This is a genomic window from Lachnobacterium bovis (genome assembly GCF_900111325.1).
Lineage (GTDB): Bacteria > Bacillota > Clostridia > Lachnospirales > Lachnospiraceae > Roseburia > Roseburia bovis_A.
Map to the genome: position 1 here is coordinate 251,099 of NZ_FOGW01000004.1, position 20,880 is coordinate 271,978.

Annotated in this window: 17 protein-coding genes; 5 read left to right on the plus strand and 12 right to left on the minus strand. The window is 30.1% G+C overall.

Features of this window, described 5'->3' with window-relative positions; all coding sequences use genetic code 11:
• Positions 1–52 precede the first annotated feature (52 nt).
• Genes BMY79_RS01135 through BMY79_RS01145 form a run of 3 tightly spaced genes read right to left on the minus strand, consistent with a single transcriptional unit; the run spans position 53 to position 4,199 of the window.
• Entirely contained in the window at positions 53–1,258 is a 1,206-nt protein-coding gene (locus BMY79_RS01135) for a UTP--glucose-1-phosphate uridylyltransferase (RefSeq protein WP_074730311.1), read from the minus strand.
• A 4-nt stretch (positions 1,259–1,262) separates the two neighbouring features.
• Positions 1,263–2,420, minus strand: coding sequence for an LCP family protein (locus BMY79_RS01140; RefSeq protein WP_074730312.1), 1,158 nt, complete (start codon positions 2,418–2,420; stop codon positions 1,263–1,265).
• 54 nt (positions 2,421–2,474) lie between these two features.
• Positions 2,475–4,199: a phospho-sugar mutase gene (locus BMY79_RS01145; RefSeq protein ID WP_022749332.1), complete on the minus strand. Its 1,725-nt coding sequence runs from the start codon at positions 4,197–4,199 to the stop codon at positions 2,475–2,477.
• 167 nt (positions 4,200–4,366) lie between these two features.
• Here BMY79_RS01145 and BMY79_RS01150 point away from each other — a divergent pair, with 167 nt between their 5' ends.
• From BMY79_RS01150 to rfbC, 5 genes are all read left to right on the plus strand, one after another.
• Entirely contained in the window at positions 4,367–5,596 is a 1,230-nt protein-coding gene (locus tag BMY79_RS01150) for a MerR family transcriptional regulator (RefSeq protein WP_022749330.1), read from the plus strand.
• 153 nt (positions 5,597–5,749) lie between these two features.
• Positions 5,750–6,646, plus strand: coding sequence for a glucose-1-phosphate thymidylyltransferase RfbA (gene rfbA, locus BMY79_RS01155; protein ID WP_022749329.1), 897 nt, complete (start codon positions 5,750–5,752; stop codon positions 6,644–6,646).
• Positions 6,647–6,707: 61 nt separating this feature from the next.
• Positions 6,708–7,727, plus strand: coding sequence for a dTDP-glucose 4,6-dehydratase (gene rfbB, locus BMY79_RS01160; RefSeq protein WP_022749328.1), 1,020 nt, complete (start codon positions 6,708–6,710; stop codon positions 7,725–7,727).
• 76 nt (positions 7,728–7,803) lie between these two features.
• Positions 7,804–8,883 carry an SDR family oxidoreductase gene (locus tag BMY79_RS01165; RefSeq protein ID WP_074730313.1) on the plus strand — a complete coding sequence of 360 codons (1,080 nt, stop codon included), beginning with the start codon at positions 7,804–7,806 and terminating at the stop codon, positions 8,881–8,883.
• A gap of 61 nt (positions 8,884–8,944) precedes the next feature.
• The gene (gene rfbC / locus BMY79_RS01170) at positions 8,945–9,556 is read left to right on the plus strand and encodes a dTDP-4-dehydrorhamnose 3,5-epimerase (RefSeq protein ID WP_022749325.1); all 612 of its coding nucleotides are present in this window, start codon (positions 8,945–8,947) and stop codon (positions 9,554–9,556) included.
• 104 nt (positions 9,557–9,660) lie between these two features.
• Here the strand turns inward: rfbC and BMY79_RS01175 are convergent, their stop codons facing one another.
• From BMY79_RS01175 to BMY79_RS01215, 9 genes are all read right to left on the minus strand, one after another.
• The gene (locus BMY79_RS01175) at positions 9,661–11,361 is read right to left on the minus strand and encodes a HAMP domain-containing sensor histidine kinase (protein WP_022749324.1); all 1,701 of its coding nucleotides are present in this window, start codon (positions 11,359–11,361) and stop codon (positions 9,661–9,663) included.
• Positions 11,345–12,052 carry a response regulator transcription factor gene (locus BMY79_RS01180; RefSeq protein WP_022749322.1) on the minus strand — a complete coding sequence of 236 codons (708 nt, stop codon included), beginning with the start codon at positions 12,050–12,052 and terminating at the stop codon, positions 11,345–11,347. The genes BMY79_RS01175 and BMY79_RS01180 overlap by 17 nt, the downstream gene beginning before the upstream one ends.
• Before the next feature lie 301 nt (positions 12,053–12,353).
• Positions 12,354–13,688 carry a phosphoglucosamine mutase gene (gene glmM / locus BMY79_RS01185; protein ID WP_022749321.1) on the minus strand — a complete coding sequence of 445 codons (1,335 nt, stop codon included), beginning with the start codon at positions 13,686–13,688 and terminating at the stop codon, positions 12,354–12,356.
• 81 nt (positions 13,689–13,769) lie between these two features.
• On the minus strand, positions 13,770–14,846 hold the full coding sequence (locus BMY79_RS01190) for a glycosyltransferase family 2 protein (protein ID WP_022749320.1): 1,077 nt from the start codon (positions 14,844–14,846) through the stop codon (positions 13,770–13,772).
• Between the two features lie 31 nt (positions 14,847–14,877).
• Positions 14,878–16,020, minus strand: coding sequence for an EpsG family protein (locus BMY79_RS01195; RefSeq protein WP_022749318.1), 1,143 nt, complete (start codon positions 16,018–16,020; stop codon positions 14,878–14,880).
• A 2-nt stretch (positions 16,021–16,022) separates the two neighbouring features.
• Positions 16,023–17,108, minus strand: a complete 1,086-nt coding sequence (locus BMY79_RS01200; RefSeq protein WP_022749317.1) for a glycosyltransferase family 1 protein — start codon at positions 17,106–17,108, stop codon at positions 16,023–16,025.
• A 50-nt stretch (positions 17,109–17,158) separates the two neighbouring features.
• Complete coding sequence (locus BMY79_RS01205; protein WP_074730314.1) at positions 17,159–18,271, minus strand: glycosyltransferase; 1,113 nt, start codon at positions 18,269–18,271, stop codon at positions 17,159–17,161.
• Between the two features lie 119 nt (positions 18,272–18,390).
• Positions 18,391–20,067: an HAD hydrolase-like protein gene (locus tag BMY79_RS01210; RefSeq protein ID WP_022749314.1), complete on the minus strand. Its 1,677-nt coding sequence runs from the start codon at positions 20,065–20,067 to the stop codon at positions 18,391–18,393.
• Between the two features lie 23 nt (positions 20,068–20,090).
• Positions 20,091–20,870: a DegT/DnrJ/EryC1/StrS family aminotransferase gene (locus BMY79_RS01215; RefSeq protein ID WP_022749313.1), complete on the minus strand. Its 780-nt coding sequence runs from the start codon at positions 20,868–20,870 to the stop codon at positions 20,091–20,093.
• Positions 20,871–20,880 lie beyond the last annotated feature (10 nt).

Consider the following 20,880-nt stretch of genomic DNA (forward strand, 5'->3'; position numbering starts at 1 on the left):
CTTACACAAAAACAGGTACACTAATTTCACTTCCTTATATACTAAATATATTTTAAATATTTACGCCATTGAATTTTAATAATTCTCTTGCTGTATCAACCGAATCGATACCTTTTGCATTTTTTACTGGAGCAAATTCTTTATTTCTTTCAACCTCAAAACCTAAGCAATTATCCATCATATAAATCATATCAATAATTAACAATTCGAATTTATATGCATTTGGTTCTTCAGGCTTAATCAATTGTCCATCCTCAGCCAAATAAGGAACTTTTTTCTTTACAATATGTGGTAATAAACTATTTTTTGAAATTTCTCTTAATTTTTCAACTTTAAATAAGTAATTAAGTGTTACTCCAAAACCATATAATAATGTTCCCTTTTCATTTCTAGCTTCTGCCATTTCAGGTGTCAATTCATAATATTCAATAATTGATGGTTTACCATTTTCTAAGCAAAGAGCACCAACTTTTTCTTCTGAATTAGCCTTTCTAACTACTTTTGAAGAGCACTCACAACCTGACTCTATAGTTGCACCTATAAAAACAGGATCTGCGATTCTTTGTAACACATTGTCTACTCCAAAAACATTTAACCATTCAATATTTTTCTCTTTAAGTTCCTCATCTAATCCAGCTTTCACAAGCGAATTAAACCAACCACCATTACCATTAGGTGACATGGCTAAAGAATCTTCACTCTCTAACAAAATATTACCCTCAAAATCCGTTGCTGGAGCCATATCTTGTACAAAGAATTTTACAAAATTCTTATCATAATTAAAATAATTATGTTCTTCAAAGAATTCTCTTGTATCTTTATCATTTTTTTCACTAGTCATAATATATAAAGGTATATAACATCCTGCTTCATTTGTTACATCCATAATATTATTAATCAACTGTTCAAAAATGTATAATTCTTTAGTTTCGCCAATATTAAACATACCTTTGGCTTTATCAAAACCAAGTCGTGTTCCTTGTCCACCTGCTAATAAAATAGCCGCAACTTTACCAGCTTTAATAGCTTCTAAACCTTTTGCTTTATAATTAGTTTTATTAGCTTCAATCTCTGATAATTCCATTGCCTCAATAGGAGAAAATGAACCTCTAGCTTTTGCTTCTTGGTCAATCAAATCAAGGTACGACCAATCCATGTTCTCCAATTGTGTTTCTATTTTACTTGGCATGTTATCTATCATTTTTTTTAAATATTTTTGATTGGTTGACTTAATCTTATTAATAACTTCGTTATTCATCTTGTTACTCTCTTTCTTTGGAACTTTTTTCATTTTTTTCAATAGTACCAACCGTACTGATATTACCGGCAGTATTATTATACTTATTGGTGTCTACTATATATCTGCTCTTAGAAGTATAGCCTGTTTTTAATTTAATTCTGTTACTTATTGATTCAACATTTTTTGATACTGAGTATTCTCCATCGTCATCACCAAACATATATTGATGTAACTCTACTACATTATTAGCCAATTCGGCTGGTATAACTGTATCTTCTCCATTTATGTTCTGTGTACCAAGTTTAAATGGAAAACCTGTAGTTGATTCAATTTGATAGTCTTTTACATGACTAACCAAACTAAGCATATCCTTTGTAGAAAGTGATGTACTAATATCATTTTTAATACTATCAATCATTGTTCCAAGCTTAGCCACATTAGACATTTTGGCCTTTTCAAGCATTGCCTGCAAAACAATTCTTTGTCTTGAAGAACGTAAATAGTCATCACCTTTTAATTTACGAATTCTAGCATATGAAGTAGCCTGTGTTCCATCTAAATGTACTTTTCCAAAAGTATTCAATTTAGTAGTTTGCTTTCCTGTCATCATAACAATCTCAACCGTATACTCGTTGATTTTATTCATTTCAGCTCTACTAATTTCTATATCAATTCCACCAAGGGCATCTATTGCTTTTACTAATGCGCCCCAATCTACTGTAATGTAATTTTGAATATCTAAATCAAGATTAGCATTTAATGTTTTAACGGCATTCTTAACACCGCCAATAGCATATGCACTATTGGCTTTAGCTAATCTATTTTTTCCAACTAACAAATAAGTATCACGATATACCGAGATTAATTTAACTTTTTTATTGTCATTGTTAATACTAGCTATCATAATTGTGTCAGAATTACCGTTCTCATATTGACCACTTCCGCGGTTATCTAAGCCAAATAACGCTATATTGGTATATTGTCCTTTTTGGAAAAATGAATCATCCGCAATTTCGTTATTAATTGCAACTTCACTTTTTTTCAAACCACCATCTTGGACATGATTGAAAAAATTAACTACGTATAGCACAACTAATAAAACTATAAGTGCAAGGACTTCAAATGCAAATATTACAAATTTATTTTTTCTTTTTCTTTTTTTCACTACTTTTTTTGACATATACTTAACCTCATTCGTTAGATAACCACACAAAAGTGACTATTTTATTTTTTTTTACTGAAATAATTCATTAACAGCATTCTTCAATGAATCAAGTTTAGATTCTGCATCTTCCATAGACTCACCTTTAATACCAAAATAGAATTTAATTTTTGGTTCTGTACCAGATGGTCTTACACAACACCAAGCATTATTTTCAAGTTCGTAGTATAAAACATTTGATTTTGGTAAACCAGTGCTTCCAACTTTACCAGTTTCCATATCTAATCTTGTATCATCTGCATAATCTCTAATTGCAAGAACTTTATAATCTCCAATTTGAGCAAATTTGCTTGTACGAGCCTTATCCATTAATTTTTTAAGCTCAGCAGCTCCATCAACACCCTTTAATGTTAGAGTTGAAAGTCCTTCTTTATAGTATCCATATTTTTCATATAAATCAATCATTGCATCCCATAAAGTTTTACCTTCATTTTTGCAGTATGCTGCTACTTCACATAGCATTGTAACAGCTGCAGGTGCATCTTTATCTCTTGCATATGTTCCAGGTAAGCATCCATAACTTTCTTCAAGACCAAAAACATAATTGTTTGATCCTGTTTCTTCAAAGTTTTTAATCTGCTCTCCGATATATTTAAATCCTGTTAAAACTTCAATTAATTTAACATTGTATGCTTTAGCAATTGCCTTAGCCATATCTGTTGTAACAATTGATTCAACTAAAGCTGGATTTTCTGGCATAATACCTAATTTTGTTTTTTCTCTTAAAATATATTCAGCAATTAACATTCCTGACATATTACCTGTAAAGCTTACATATTCACCTGTTTTTGTATCTTTACAGTATACACCTAATCTATCTGCATCAGGATCTGTTGCTAAAACAATATCTGCATCTTTTTCTTTTGCTAATTTAAGTGCAAGTTCCCATGCTTTTGGATCTTCTGGATTTGGATAATCAACAGTTGGGAAATTACCATCTGCTACTGCCTGTGTTGGCTCGATGTATACATTTTCAAATCCTAAATCTTTTAAAACTCTCTGTACTGACTCTAAACCAGTTCCATGGAAAGGTGTATAAACAACCTTGATATCTTTTGCAACTTTTTTAATGATTTCTGGATGAATTGACTGTTTTCTAAGTTCTGCGAAATATGGCTCATCAATTTCTTCTGCGACTGTTATATATAAACCAGCGTCCTTAGCTGCCTGTAAATCCATTGTCTTAACCTGTGAAAAATCTGTTACCTTAGCAACTTCTGCCATTATATTAGTATCATGTGGAGGAGTAATTTGTGCACCATCTTCCCAATATACCTTATATCCATTATATTCTCTTGGATTATGACTAGCTGTAATAACGATACCAGCTGTACATCCTAATTTACGAACTGCAAATGAAAGTTCTGGTGTTGGACGTAAGCTTGGGAATACATATGTTTTAATTCCGTTTGCTGCCAAACATAATGCCGCTTCCTGTGTAAATTCAGGCGACATAATTCTACAATCATGTGCAATCACAACGCCTTTATCCTGAGCGTTTTGTGATAAAATATAATTTGCAAGTCCCTGTGTTGCCTGTCTTACAGTATAAATATTCATACGGTTTGTGCCTGCCCCAATTACACCTCTTAAGCCGGCTGTACCGAATTCAAGTGTACGATAAAATCTGTCCTCAATCTCAGCATTATCTCCCTCAATTGCTCTTAATTCTGCTTTTGTGTCTTCATCAAAATATGAATCTGTTAACCATTTCTGATACTCTTTAGAAAAATCCATGGTGTCTGTCCTCCTACTTTTCCCTATTAAAATTATTTATCATATAAACCTTTGAGATTTAACTCAACGTGTTTATTTTATCACAGTAAACACTATTTGAAAAGTTTTTACTTTTTAAAATAAAAAATGTTATAATAAAAAATAAATTTTTTAATGAGGATAAAAAAATGAATGAGGAAAATAATGTAAATATAGACTTATCAAAATATTATACATCTGGACAATTTGCCAAAATGGCAAACGTTTCAACACGCACCATCCGTTATTATGACACCCAAAATATATTGAAACCTTCTTATATTAATAAGAATACAATGGCTCGTTATTATACAGATGAAGATTTTGCAAAATTGCAACAAATTTTATTATTTAAATATCTTGGTTTTTCTTTAGATGAAATAAAAGAATTAACAATCAATGATCTCGATTATCATTTTTTATTAAATTCTTTAAAACTGCAATCAACATTAATCCAAGATAAAATAGAACAAATGCAACTTGTACAAAAAGCCATTTTAGACACTACTTCTGTTATTGAAAAAAACAAAAACATTGATTGGAGCCAAATGCTTAATCTAATACATTTAACTAATATGCAAACAAGTTTAAAAACTCAGTATCAAAATGCAAATAACATTACTTCAAGAATTAATTTACATCAAAAATATTCCACAAACACCGAAAAATGGTTCCCATGGATTTTTAAACATTGTAAATTTAGTCCACATGAAAAAATTCTTGAAGTCGGTTGTGGCACAGGTTCTCTTTGGTTAGAAAATTCCAATTTAATTCCATCTGATATAAATATTGTTTTATCAGATATTTCTCGTGGAATGCTTCGTGATGCACGTCGATGTTTATCGACTCTACCTTTATCAATCAAAAAAAATATAACCTTTAAAGCTTTTGATTGTCAAAAAATACCATTTCCTGACAACACCTTTGATACTGTAATTGCTAATCATGTTCTTTTTTATTGTACAAGTTTTAAACATGCATGTTTAGAAATCAATCGTGTGTTAAAACCTAATGGCAAACTAATTTGCAGTACCTACAGTAAAAATCATATGCATGAATTAAATGAACTTGTTAATGAATTTGATTCCCGCATAATTTTATCTGCTAATAATTTATACGAAACATTTGGTCTTGAAAATGGAAAGGATTTATTAGACCAAACATTTATCAACACCGAAAAATTCATTTATAATGATGAGCTTGTAATTAATGCATCCGAGCCAATCATAGAATATATTTTATCTTGTCATGGCAATCAAAACCAATATATTCTAGACAATTATAAAGAATTTAGAAGCTATGTTGACTCAAAAATAAAACCTAATTTTAGAGTTACTAAAGAGGCATGTATATTTATTTCACATAAAAAAGAGAATTAGCAGGGGTATTTTTGTGGATTTTTTACAAAATTTAATTTTTTATGTAAAAAGCTTGTGCATTACGTAACGTAACCCTTTATAATACACTTATGGTTTAATCCATACTAATTTAGAACACAAAAAATTTATGATAAACGTTAGGAGGCAAGACAATTGAAAGGAATTATTCTTGCAGGTGGATCAGGTACACGCCTTTATCCATTAACAATGGTAACATCTAAACAATTATTACCAATTTATGACAAACCAATGATTTATTATCCATTATCTGTTCTTATGAATGCAGGTATTCGTGATATCTTAATCATTTCAACACCTCAAGACACACCACGTTTTAAAGAATTATTAAAAGATGGTAGCCAATTTGGTGTAAATTTAAGTTACGCTGTACAACCTAGTCCTGATGGATTAGCACAGGCATTTATTATCGGTGAAGAATTCATCGGAGATGATTCTGTTGCTATGGTTCTTGGCGATAACATTTTCTCTGGACACGGTTTAAAACAGAGATTAAAAGCTGCTGTAGATAATGCTGAAAACGGCAAAGGTGCTACAGTATTTGGATACTATGTAGACGATCCTGAAAGATTTGGTATCGTTGAATTTGATAAGAATGGCAAAGCTATTTCTATCGAAGAAAAACCAGAAAAACCAAAGAGCAATTACTGTGTAACAGGTTTATATTTCTATGACAATAAAGTTATTGAATATGCAAAAAACCTTAAACCATCAGCTCGTGGCGAATTAGAAATCACAGACCTTAACAGAATTTACCTCGAAAATAACGAGTTAAACGTTGAATTATTGGGTCAAGGATTTACATGGCTTGATACAGGTACACATGAAAGCTTAGTTGATGCTACTAACTTCATCAAGACAATTGAAACACACCAACACAGAAAAATTGCTTGTCTTGAAGAAATCGCATACTTAAACGGTTGGATTACAAGAGAAGATGTTCTTAAAGTTTATGAAGTATTAAAGAAAAATCAATATGGACGTTATTTAATGGATGTATTAGATGGAAAATTCATTGATACAAATCATTAATTTTTATATTTGTTTTTAAAAAATTAAATTAATCAGTATTCATTATTAGGAGGATATTATAATGACTATTATCGTTACTGGTGGAGCAGGTTTTATCGGAAGTAACTTTGTTTTCCACATGTTAAACAAATACCCAGATTACAGAATCATCTGTTTAGATGCACTTACATATGCAGGTAATCTTTCAACATTAGAGCCTGTTATGGATAATCCAAATTTCAGATTTGTAAAAATCAGTATCACAGATCGTGAAGCTGTTTACAAATTATTCGAAGAAGAACATCCTGATATGGTTGTAAACTTTGCAGCTGAAAGTCACGTTGATCGTTCTATCGAAAATCCACAGGTATTCCTTGATACAAACATCATTGGTACATCTGTACTTATGGATGCTTGTCGTAAATACGGTATTGAAAGATATCATCAGGTATCTACAGATGAAGTTTATGGTGATCTTCCACTTGATAGACCAGACTTATTCTTCACTGAAACAACACCTATTCATACATCAAGCCCATACTCTTCTTCAAAAGCTGCAGCTGATTTATTAGTTTTAGCTTACCACAGAACTTATGGACTTCCTGTATCAATCAGCCGTTGTTCAAACAACTACGGACCATATCACTTCCCAGAAAAATTAATTCCACTTATGGTAATTAATGCACTACATGATAAACAACTTCCTGTTTATGGCGAAGGTTTAAATGTTCGTGACTGGTTATATGTTGAAGACCACTGTAAAGCAATCGACTTAATCATCCACAAAGGTAAAGTTGGTGAAGTATATAACGTTGGTGGACACAACGAAATGAAAAATATCGATATCGTTAAATTAATCTGCAAAGCTTTAGATAAGCCAGAATCATTAATTACACACGTTTCTGATCGTAAAGGTCATGATATGCGTTACGCTATCGATCCAACTAAGATTCATAATGAACTTGGTTGGTTACCAGAAACTAAATTCGAAGATGGTATCAAGAAAACTATTCAATGGTATCTTGATAACAAAGATTGGTGGGAACCAATTGTTTCTGGAGAATACCAAAACTATTATGACAAAATGTACAAAAATCGCTAATATTATTTAGCTTTTACTTCCTCACCATATTTATTATGGTGGGGAAAAATTTTAATAAAGCAAAAAGGAGATTACAATGAAAGTTCTTGTTACTGGTGTTTGTGGCCAATTAGGTCATGATGTAGTGAATGAATTATATAAACGTAATGAAAATAACGGAACAAATTATATTTGTATTGGTTCAGATATTGCACCATCTTACTGTGGTGTAGCTGATGGTTCTGCTGTCACAACAGCAAAATACGTTTCATTAGATATTACTGATGCCAAAGCAGTTGAAGAAGTTCTTTTAAAAGAAGATGTAGATGCAGTTGTTCACTGTGCGGCTTGGACAGCTGTTGATTTAGCTGAAGATGAAGATAAAAAAGAGAAAGTTAAAATGGTTAACTCCATCGGTACTTTAAATCTAGTAAATGCTGTTAAAAAAATAGATTCAGCTAAAGAATCTGGTTGTAAATTTATGTATATTTCAACAGATTATGTTTTCGACGGTCAAGGATTAACTCCTTGGAATCCAGATTGTAAAGATTATGCACCACTTAATGTTTATGGTCAAACAAAACTTGATGGTGAACTTGCAGTTTCTGAAAATCTTGATAAATACTTTATCGTTCGTATTGCTTGGGTTTTCGGACGCAATGGAAAGAACTTTATCAAAACAATGCTTAGAGTCGGAAAGAATCATGATAAATTAACTGTCGTTTGTGATCAAATTGGTACACCAACATACACATACGATCTTGCTATTTTATTATGTGACATGCTTGCTACAGATAAATATGGTTATTACCATGCAACAAACTCAGAAATCACTAAAGAAGGTAACCCTGCAACATCTGAAGAAGCAAAAGCTTTAATCAATGACGATAATGCTTATACAAAAGAAGGATGTAAAGCAGGATATATCAGTTGGTTTGATTTTACAAAAGAAATCTTCCGTCAAGCTGTTGAACTTGGTCATAACGAGTATTCTACAGACAAAATTGAAGTTAAACCAGTTACAACAGAAGAATATGGAGTTTCTAAAGCTGCAAGACCTTTTAATAGCCGTCTTGATAAATCTAAACTTGTTGAAAACGATTTTAATCCACTTCCAAGTTGGCAAGATGCTGTTAAACGTTATGTTAGTGAATTAGATTTTGATAATCTTGATTAATCATTATAAAAATCACATAATTATTATTTAATCATAAGAATATAGAAAGAAGGATCTTAAAATGGGACAAATTAAAGTAGAAAAAAATGTTGGTGGAATCGAAGGTTTATGTGTAATAACTCCAGCTGTACACGGTGATGCTAGAGGCTACTTTATGGAAACATATAATCAAAATGATATGCACGAAGCTGGTCTTGATATGGTTTTCGTTCAAGATAACCAGTCTTCTTCTACTAAAGGTGTATTACGTGGTTTACACTTCCAGAAAGAATTTCCACAGGGAAAATTAGTACGTGCTGTTCGTGGTAACGTATTTGACGTTGCTGTTGACTTAAGAAGCAACTCAAAAACATATGGTAAATGGTTTGGTGTAGAACTTTCTGAAGAAAACAAAAAACAATTCTACATCCCAGAAGGTTTTGCTCACGGATTTTTAGTTTTATCTGATGTTGCTGAATTCTGCTACAAAGTAACAGATTTCTATCATCCTGGCGATGAAGGCGGAATGGCTTGGAATGATCCTGAAATTGGTATTGAATGGCCACAATTAAAAGGCGAATATAACGGAACAGCTTCTGGTGAAGGATATACACTTGAAGATGGTACACCACTTAACTTAAGTGATAAAGATCAAAAATGGCTTGGTTTAAAAGATACTTTTAAATTCAACTAATAATCATTAATATATAAATACAAATTGTCCCACCTCAAATTACTAGCTTTCTTGGCTATCTTTTGAAGTGGGACATATTTTATACCATATCTTATTTGTTCATATTATTTACTTAAATTTGAATCATGTTTTTTGGGAAGAATAATTTCAAATGCTGTTTTCCATTGATCATTTAGCCCTTCTAGCAACTCAATTGTTCCTTGATGTTGTTCTACTATCTTTTGAGCTATAGACAATCCTAATCCTGTTCCTTGCTTACTATTTCTTGATTCGTCACCTACAACAAATGGATTAAATATTGTATCTTTTAAATGAATTGGCACACCATTTCCGTCATCAGCTAATATTATTTTTATCTTATCTCCCATCTCATACAAGCATACATATAAACATGTTCCTTTTTTGTTATGCTTAATAGAGTTTGTGATAATATTTTCAAATACTCGACTCAAACTTGTTGGATCAAAATCTGCAAAAACCTCTGTATCAGGAATATCAATTTGAATTTCAATTCCTAATATTTCAAGTTCATTATATTTTGCGGCTATATATTCTCTCAAATATTCACAAATATCTCCATTTGAAACAACAATATTATAATCTGGATGTTCTAACTTCGAATATTCATAGAATGAATTAATTAATCCACTCAATAATTCTGCTTTATTGTTAATTGCTTCAACATACTGTCTTTGTTTATCTTTAGGTACCATTCCATCAGCTAATGCCTTTGTATAGCCTGCAATAACCGTTATAGGTGTCTTTAAATCATGTGAAATATCTGCTAACATTTTTTGCTTTTGCTCTTCAACAAATTTTCTTTCTTGTTCACTTCTATATAGTTTCTGAGCCATGCTATTGAAAGCACCACACATATCGACGAATTCCTGAGCACCATAATATTCAACTGGATCGTAACTTTCGCCTTTTTCTACTTTTTTCATAGCTTTACTAATCAAATTGATAGGTCTTTCTACATTTTTTCTCATAGAAAAACTAAATGAAAGAAGTAAACCAATAAAAATCAATCCCATAATGGCTACAGTTATAATATAGACATAAAACATATTACGTGCCTTTACTCTATGAGATCTACTAACATGCAATATCATATATCTTTTTTCACCATACTTATTTGTAAAAATATATTTTTGTAAAAAAGTACCTTTATCATAACCAGTACAAAGTAGATTATATTCTCTCTCCGAAAGTTTATGTTTTCCGATATTATTGGCATTTGAAAAAATAACATTTCTTTTTTCATCTAAAACCATCATTAATTTTAGCTTGTCACCTTGATAGCTTCCATCATCTTTATATTCTGCTTCATAGACCGAAATCACTAATAATTTCTTATTATCTTTCATCGTGGATGCCAGTTGAACAAAAGTATCCATTGATACATCTGGAATAAAATCAATTGAATTTAAACTATAATTTTTTTTATGTTCTCCACTAGAATACAGACATTTTCCTTGTTCATCTAATATTTCAAAATAGCCATTTTTTCCTATTGCCTTAGACATATCAATTGATTGATAATTTCCGTTTTTGATTTTATAATCAACACTTTGAATCGTGTGTTCAATTACATTTTGATTTTCAATTTGTCCTTCTATGCTAGTTGAAATAAAATAAGTTATACCTATCAAACAAACTACAACTACGAAAAACAAAAAAAAGTTTTTCATAATCAAAAAATAAAGACTATCGCTTATAGCTTTCTTACGATCTATATATTCTATTTTTTTTCTTTCAATTTTTATAAAAATTTTTTTCTTTAATTTTTTATTGAATATTTTCAATTTTGTATCCTAATCCCCTTACTGTTTTAATATATTTTGGATTATGGCTATCTTCTTCTATTTTTTCACGAATCTTAGAAATATGAACCATTATTGTATTATCATCTGATTCAAAATATTCACCCTTTACATTTTCATATATTTGTACCTTTGTAAAAACTCTGCCAGGCTTTTTCATAAGTAAAGATAATATTTTGTATTCTGTTGGTGTTAATTCAATATTGATATCATTCTTTTTTAAAATAAGATTATCCGTATCAAGTTCTAATTCCCCTACTCTTAATATTTCAGCTTCACTACTTTTGCTTTCATTAAAGTCATAGAATCTACGTAAATTAGAATTCACACGCGAAACAAGTTCTAACGTATTAAATGGTTTTACAACGTAATCATCTGCTCCTAAATCCAACCCTAAAATCTTATCGCTATCACTATTTTTTGCTGATACAATAATAATTGGAATATTACTTGTTTCTCGAATCTTCTTTATTAATTCGTAGCCATTCATTCTAGGCATCATAATATCAACTATAGCCAAATCTATATTGTTATCTTTTAAAACTTCTAATGCTTCTACACCATCAGAAGCTGTAAGTACTTTGTAATTAGAGTTTTCGAGATAAAGAACCATAAGTTCAACAATATCGGCATCATCTTCTGCTACTAAAATCTCATATTTTTTTTCGTTCATTTTGTTACCCTCTTTTGTAATTTTCTAGTACAATACTTTTTTTGCCTTTTTCATTTTACAATATATCTATAATATATTCTAGTTTTTTGACTGAATATTCTTTTTTCTAATCAAAAAAATTGGATTAACTTATAGTTTCAATTAACTATTAGGTTAATCCAATTCTTATTATATATCGTTTTTAATTGTCAATATTCCTGCTAAATAATATCTACATTAAATCAATATTTCTATCAAATTACTATCTTCAATAACTTAATATTTTTATTAAATCACTTTCTTCAAGAACTTAATATTCCTATTAAATTAATGTTTCAATTAAATCTACCATTTTGCCTACGTATTTAGCACAAAGCTCATCTGTCTCAGCTTCAACCATTACACGGATAACTGGTTCTGTACCACTTTCACGAAGAAGAATTCTTCCTCTTTCTCCAAGTTCTTCAGCGATTTGTTTATCTAAAGCTTTAACCTGTTCATTTTCCATGATAACTTTTTTATCAGATACACGAACATTCTTTAATAATTGTGGATACATACGCATTCCTGATGCTAATTTAGCAAGTGGTTCTCTTGTTTCAAGAATAACTTCCATTAACATAAGAGCTGTTAAAATACCATCACCTGTTGTTGCATGTTTACTGAAAATAACGTGTCCTGACTGCTCGCCACCTAATACGTATCCGTTTGCTACCATTGCTTCATTAACATATTTGTCACCTACAGATGTTTTACAGTAGTCAATTCCTTCTGTATCTAATGCTTTAAATAATCCCATATTAGACATAACAGTTGCAACTACAGTGTTTCCTTGTAATTTTCCACATTGTTTAAGATATTTACCACAAACATAAAGGATGTAATCACCGTGGATTTCTTTTCCATCTCCATCAACTGCAATACAACGATCTGCATCACCATCGAATGCGAATCCTACATCTAGGTTTTTCTCTTTTACAAGTTGCTGTAATGCTTCAATGTGAGTTGATCCACAGTTTTTATTGATATTTGTTCCATCTGGTTCACATCCAATAGCGTATGTTTTAGCGCCAAGTGCATCAAATACATTCTTTGCAAGATTGAATGTACTACCATTTGAACAATCTAATCCAACTTTCATTCCATCATATGAACGAGTTGCAAGAGAAATTAAATATCCGATATAACGATTTCTACCGATTGCATAGTCTTTTGCAACACCAATTTTATCCATTTTAGCGTATGGTAACTCATCGATTTCTCCATCTATATATTTTTCCATTGCTAATTCTACTTCTGCAGAAATTTTATGTCCATTTCCATCTAAAACTTTTATTCCATTATCAGAATATGGATTATGACTTGCCGAAACCATAATACCACAATCAAAATTCTCAGTTCTTACAACGTATGCAACACTTGGAGTTGTTGTTACATGTAACAAGAAAGCATCAGAACCTGACGCTGTAATACCAGCAACTAATGCATATTCAAACATATAACTACTACGTCTAGTATCTTTTCCAATGACAATTCTTCCTTTGCTATTTTGGTTATAATACCAACCTAAATAACGACCAATTTTAAAAGCATGTTCTGCTGTTAATACTGTGTTAGCTTCGCCTCTAAAACCATCTGTTCCAAAATACTTACCCATGTCAATCTCCTTTTTTACTCTTACTAAATAATATTGCTCTTTAGTCTCTTAATTTTAAGCACAATTTTCATTATAACAAAGCTAACTTTTGTTTGCAATATACTCCTTAAATTTTTTTCCTAAATAGACTTTAACTTTGAAACAATTGTACATAAAATAGCTATTTTTCATATTAATTCCTAGTAAAACCAGCTTATCCTGAATATTATTAACTTCTCCGAAGCTTATTTTTGAAAAATTAATATCACTTTCATACGGAATTTGCTCTAATTTTTTTATTACCTCTCTCTTATTAGCATTATTATCTATAACAATATTTAAAAAGAATCTAATTCGTTCTAAATATAAAATATCTACCTTATGTTGGTATTGTTCATAGCAATTTGTTCTTTTAAAAAGACGTACTCTTTTGTTGTATAAAACTTCGCTTAGATGCCAAATATTATCTACATCTTTTAATTTATATCTCTCAACTTTTTCATCTGTAACAACTTGAACATAGTTATAAATGACACTACTAATTTGAACTATACTATTTACAAATTCTAAGTATTTTAAAACAAAAATACTGTCTTCTGCAAATGTATAGTTTTCATCAAATTTAATCTCATTTTCTTTTATTATTTCCATTTTGAATAATTTTGCTGTGGCAACTTTATATATCTTAAATTGCCTATCATTAAGCAAAACCTTAGGTATATCAACTGTAATGATTTTGTGATCTACAGTTTCAGTTGACAAAACAATATTTTTTTTACTATCCCTTTTAGCCATTCCACCTACAATCAAATCTGGGATATAATGCAAATCTTTAATTTCATTAAAGCATAATTCAATTGCATTTTTTCGTAAGTAATCATCACAGTCTAAAAACATAACATAATCGCCATTTGCATGCTCTATCCCAAAATTTTTTGTATCAGAAACACCACTATTTCCCTTTACATAATATTTTACTCTACTATCTTTTAAAACAGCTTTTTGACATATTTCGGATGTGCTGTCTGTTGAACCATCATTAACAAGTATAACTTCTATGTTTTTATAAGTTTGTTCTATACAACTTACAATTGCTTTCTTTAACGTTTTTTCTCCATTATAAATTGGCACTACAATTGATACCAACATATTACTATTATTTACTTCATCCACACTCATCTTATTATTCCTCCTCTATAACCATTAACCTTTAATGCCACTTTATAAATTTTTCTGTAATCATTCTATATGGAAATATCTGAGAATTTCCTATATAAAAATATAATATATAAAAATAAATCATTGCAGAAATTGAATAACTCGTTGTTATATATTTTCTATTTGTTTTTGATATAGATTGTTTTAGCATTGCAATTGAAATAATTTCCACATTATAAAAATATGCAAATAACCTATTTCCGAATTGTCCAGCTAAACTAACCATTAGCAATACAATCTGTAAAACAAAACCTATAATATATACCTTGTTGTACATTTCATTTTTTTCAATATTTTTTAAATATATAATACATGGTACCATCAAGAGAAGAACTACTATATAAGCCAAACTTATTTTGCTTTTATCATCTATAAGATAACGTTTGTATTTTCCTAAAAAACTAAAATTATTAAGTATAAATGACATAATCACATATCCATACCAATAGCTTATTAATACTCCAGCGATAAACAAACTTATGAATATACCGCTATATTTTTTTATGTAATTTAATATCGAATCAAATAAATATATTACTCCAACTCCTGCATATATTATTGCTGAATTATGAAACATTATTGCTATTGCCACTAGAATAAAGTAACCTATGAATTTTCTTTTTTCCAATAAAATAATTCCAACCCAAACAATTGTCATTGCTACTGATTGACGTTCAGCATTTAAAAACATTGGATAAAACATAAAATAAAATATTGTATATGCAAGCGGCATATCTATTTTCTTTTTATAATAATCTAATAAAACAAAAACAAGTGTATTTTCTATAAAAGCATTTATAAAAAAGAATCCCCAAACATCTCCAACCAACTTATCTGATATTATGCACTCTAAAACATAAAAATATTCGTTTGAATATTTCTGATACACAACATTATGACTTCCCTTAATTATTTCTCTATATAAGACTTCATATGGATAATAATCTGTTCCGACTTTATATCTTAAAGTTTGCATCAAAACTACAGGGGCAATTATTAAAAAAATAAGTACTCCCTTCTTTAACTTTACGTCTTTTTTTTCTTGATAATTTCTTTGATAGATAAAACTCATACATATAGAAAAAAGGAACACTCCGTAATATATGTATAACGATTCCTGCATCGTAATTTCCATTTTCACTTCTCCCCTATATAAACCTTAGTCAATTCATTTGTAATATCTTTTATATTATATTTGTACGCTTCCTCTGATAATTTATTTGAATGATTTGGGCATTTTTCGTATAATTCAATAATTTCATCAGCCCACTCTTCAGCCGTTTTATTTAATGAACAATACTGGATATTTTCACTTATTTGTGATTCTTTTGTAATTGAATCACTTGCAACACAAGGCAATCCTTCAAATTGTGCTTCAATCAATGCTATTGGATTTCCTTCGTAAATTGATGGAAAAACAAAAACATCCATTGCTTGTTCTACATAACCAACATCATTTGCAAATCCCCAAAAAATAACATTATCTGCAAGTCCCTTTTTTAAAACTTGATTTTTCACTTCATATTCAAGTTTACCACCTTCGCCAACAAGCACTAACTTGGCATTATCCTTTTTTTCTAAAATTTTATTAAAAATTTCTAATAAAAAAAAATGATTTTTTACAGGCATAAATCGACCAACATGCCCTATTACTAAATTATTTTTTGCATTTATTTTCCCTCTGCTTTCTTTTCTCTTTTTTGCCGAAAATTCAAACTCTTTTTTTCTTATCCCGTTATTTATAACTTGAAATTTTTGTTTTCCATACATCCACTTTCCAGCTTCTGTGGAACACGCAAAAAAAACATTAGCATATTTTTTTAGCCGATGCCTATTAATTATATGTAAAAGTTTATAAATTTTTCTCCGCGAACGCGTACTGTGACTATGCATAATTCTTATTGGTACGTTATTTTTTTTTGCTTCAATTATTCCTCTCATATATAGAAGTGCATTTGCGTGAACATGTACTACATCAAATTTATTTTCTTTAAAAATTTTTCTTGTTTCAAAATAATTTTTTATTATTCTTCGCGGAAATGGCGATGTAAAATAAATATGTCCACCCATTTTTTCTATTTCTTCAGCATAAATACACTCACTTGAACGAATCAAAAAATCGAACTGAACCTGATTCGTATCAATGTTTTTGTACCAATCCATTATTATTTTTTCAGCCCCACCACTTCCAAGTCCATTTATGACATGTAGTACTCTGACCATATTTTCACGCCCCTTTTATTAAAATAAACACTTTTAACCCCTTTATATTTCTATTTTGCAACATTATTTTTTATGTACCAAAGATTGTCTTCTAATTTTATTTTAGCGTAAATATTTGTTATTTTATTATAATATTCCTTCATATTATCAAGATAAATTCTTTTTCTATCTGTTGCTTTTACTTTTTTGAAATGATAAATATCATCTATTGACAAGCGATAAACTTCGGCCACATATGCTTCTTTAGAATATCCACAAATTCTACCACACCAATCATCTACAATATTATCTAATCCACCCGCTCCACTGCAAATAACTGGCACTCTAAGTACCATTGCTTCGGCTGCTGCTATTCCATAACCTTCTTCTTTAGAAGGAAGAATGAATGATTTAGATTTTTTTATCAAAGGATATGGATTTTCTAAATTACCAAAGTAAAGCACATTTTTTTCTAAAAAATAATCTTCAATTTTGGAAAAAAATCTGCTTTTTGCATCGCCATCACCTACAATAGCTATTTTTATTTCAGGTCTTTCTCTACACAAGGAATTTATTATATCTGCAAGAAAAATTGGATTATTTTCTTCATTTATTTTTCCAACAAAAATCGCATCAAATAAATATCTTGCTTCAAGATTAACCATTCCATCGTAAGTAATATTTTGATTTGAAAGACGTCTAATTCTGCTTACATTTATAGGTTCACCTACGTTTACAAATTTGTCATATAAAAATCTTGAAAAAATAAACTCTTCTTCCATATCATCTGTGGTTGTCAAAATCTTACTAGCTTTTTTACATGCTAAATACAACGCCACAGATTTATAACAAATTTTTCTCAAATAACTTGGTGTATTATGAATATGTATTATCAGCTTTGCGTCGCATTTTATTTTACTAGCCAAAATTGATGATTTTAAATCATGAGTATGTATTACATCTGGTTTTAAAATTTCAATTGCTTTCTTTAATGTTTTTTTATCTAACGTATCTACACCATAATAATCTATACCAAATTTTTTTAATATATCTTCAACATCACCTCTAGGTGACAAATAAACCGACTCAGCTATGTCATGTCTACTAACATATGAAATTATAGTCAACACAACATTTTCAATTCCTGTAAATGTATTTGAATCAAGAATGTGTAAGATTTTCATCGTACCATCCCCCCTTTTTTATGATTCGGTATCTTGATGATAGCAACACCAAAATTACATACTACAAGCTAATTATTCCAAAATATATCTTTCAAAATACGATAAAAAACGCATATTATCTATATTTTTATACTTAAAATTGCGTCAATTGCATTTTTACTTAAAATATTTCCTTTAGAATTATTAAAATGCAAACATCTCATTCCAAGTCGTTGAGGCGCTTCAAAATCCTTTTGCATATTTGCTCCCACAAATATCATGCAATGATATGGAACTCCAAAACGTAATTTTAGTATTTCAAAAGGTAATGGATTTGGTTTTCTAAATATCGAAGGATTGCCATTTTTTCCTGCTAACTCGTCTGTCAATAATATTTCTGAAATCCTACTATCATTCATAAGACCTAGCTTTGCTAACTTCTTTCTTTGAACTTCACTTCTTCCATCCGTCACTATACCTATTGATATTCCATGTTTTTTTAATGTCTCTATAACTTCGATTGTTTCTTGTGTAATTCCAATTTTTGGATCATGATTTCTATACGTATTCAAAAATAGTTGTGTCAAATCAAATTGACGTTTTTGTGGAAGGCCACTTGCAAACTTTTTCACAAGATTCCTTATTGCAGGTTTTTTTGATAAAGTATCACTAACTAACTCATCATAAACTTGTGAATACACAGCTTCTTTAAAAATAGTCGTCGCTTGCTGTGCAACTGCTGCACATCCACTTTTAATATAATCAATTTCCCGATATAACGTATTATCTAAATCAAAAATCACAACCTTAATTCCCTTTGAATGTTCAAAAATCATCTCTAACTTATCTATGTGATAAATTCCATTTCCATATGTACAAACGCTATCCTCATACCTGCTATATCCTATTCTATCTCTTGCCGCAAATGGCTTATACAAAAGTTTCTTTCCTAAAAGCATAAGAATTGCTGCAGTTGATGAATCAGCCCCTGCTTTTATAGAATGTGGAACACCACTACTGTATCCAGGAATTATTTTTATAAAATAATCCTCCTTAGTTCCTTCTTTCCTAATCAAATGAATAGAAATCGGACCAACTGGCTTAAATTTATTAATAATAATTTTGCTCTCTGTTATGATTTTTTCATCTTGAACTATTCTACTTTTTACAACCTCTTTTTCTCTTACGCTGATTCTTTCGCGAGGAGTTATATATATGGGATTTCCATCAAAATCACAAAAAACATCAACCGAATACTCTATTCCATCAATAAATGGTCTAATTATATAATCTTCCATATCCTGAGCAAAAGCCAACAATTCAGCTTTAGTTTCAACCTTATATCCTATATTGTCTTTTTCCCTATTCCTTTGCTTTATAAAACAAGGAAATTCTCCCTTATATTTCTCAGCATTTTCAACAATATTAGGGTAACGTAGCTTACACGTTGCAAAGAATAAAGCAGTTTTTGTCTTATCTTTACATATTTCAATCATTTCTCTAGATGATAAAAACAATTTTACTCCGATTGCGGAAAATTTTTCCCTGTTATCGCTAAATATATATATACCATCTTCTCTTAACGGAATTAATAATTGAACATCATTACTAATGCATATATCAATTACTTCTTCGATATACCCCTCATCTTCTACTTTCGAGGTCAAAAAAGATTTATCGCAAAAAGACAGCGCAGGTGACGAATTGGTTATATCTGTACCTATTAAAGTTACAGGTATCCCTATGTTACTCGCTGCCTCTTTATATGATCTTATTATTTCGACTCTGCGGCCGACGCTTGTAAATAAAATGTTCATCTAAACACCCTCCTTGGCATTTACTAGAACTTAATAGTTTGTTTTACAAACATCTTACGAATAATGTCAATTATCTTTTCTTGTTTATCTTCATCTAGTTCAACATCACTTGGTAGACATAGACAGCATGTATACGCATCCGTGCTCACTGACCTATCTACTTCATAAAAATGTTCGGCATACTTATATAATGCAACAAACTCACAGTCCCGATATTTTTTGGTTAAATGAAGCGGCACAATAATAGGTTTTGTTAGAAAATTCTCATCTTCAAGTTTTTTTCTAATCATCTCTGGTGTCGTCTGTTTAAATTCAAGACTTAGACCATAAACTGTTTCCGTATCAATTCGAATAAAACTATTCCAAAACTTTGACTTTGACTCATCTAAATTTGGATTAACTTCCACCGGCAAATCATCAAACGCATGCTTATATTTTTCATAAATCTCTTTCTTTTTTTTCATATAAGTTTCAATATCATTGAACTTAATTAACGTTTCTTTCGAATTTTCTACATTTTCTTTTGCAACTTCAACTAAAATTGCATTATGTTTTTTACAAATCTCTTTTAGCTCATTTATATGTCCCTGTGTTCCATAAAGATTGGCTACAATTACTGTTTTAGCAGTTTCATACAATCTAAAAGCGAGCTCAAGTGCAACCGGATCCATATTTAAAGTATCTCTTTCTGAATCAATTAAAACAGGAACTGCTCCTTTATCAACATATTTATCTATAATAGATTCTTGAATTAAATCCTGAAAAAAAATAATATCTTTTGTTGTAATATCTGTTTTTTTCATCTAGCCACCC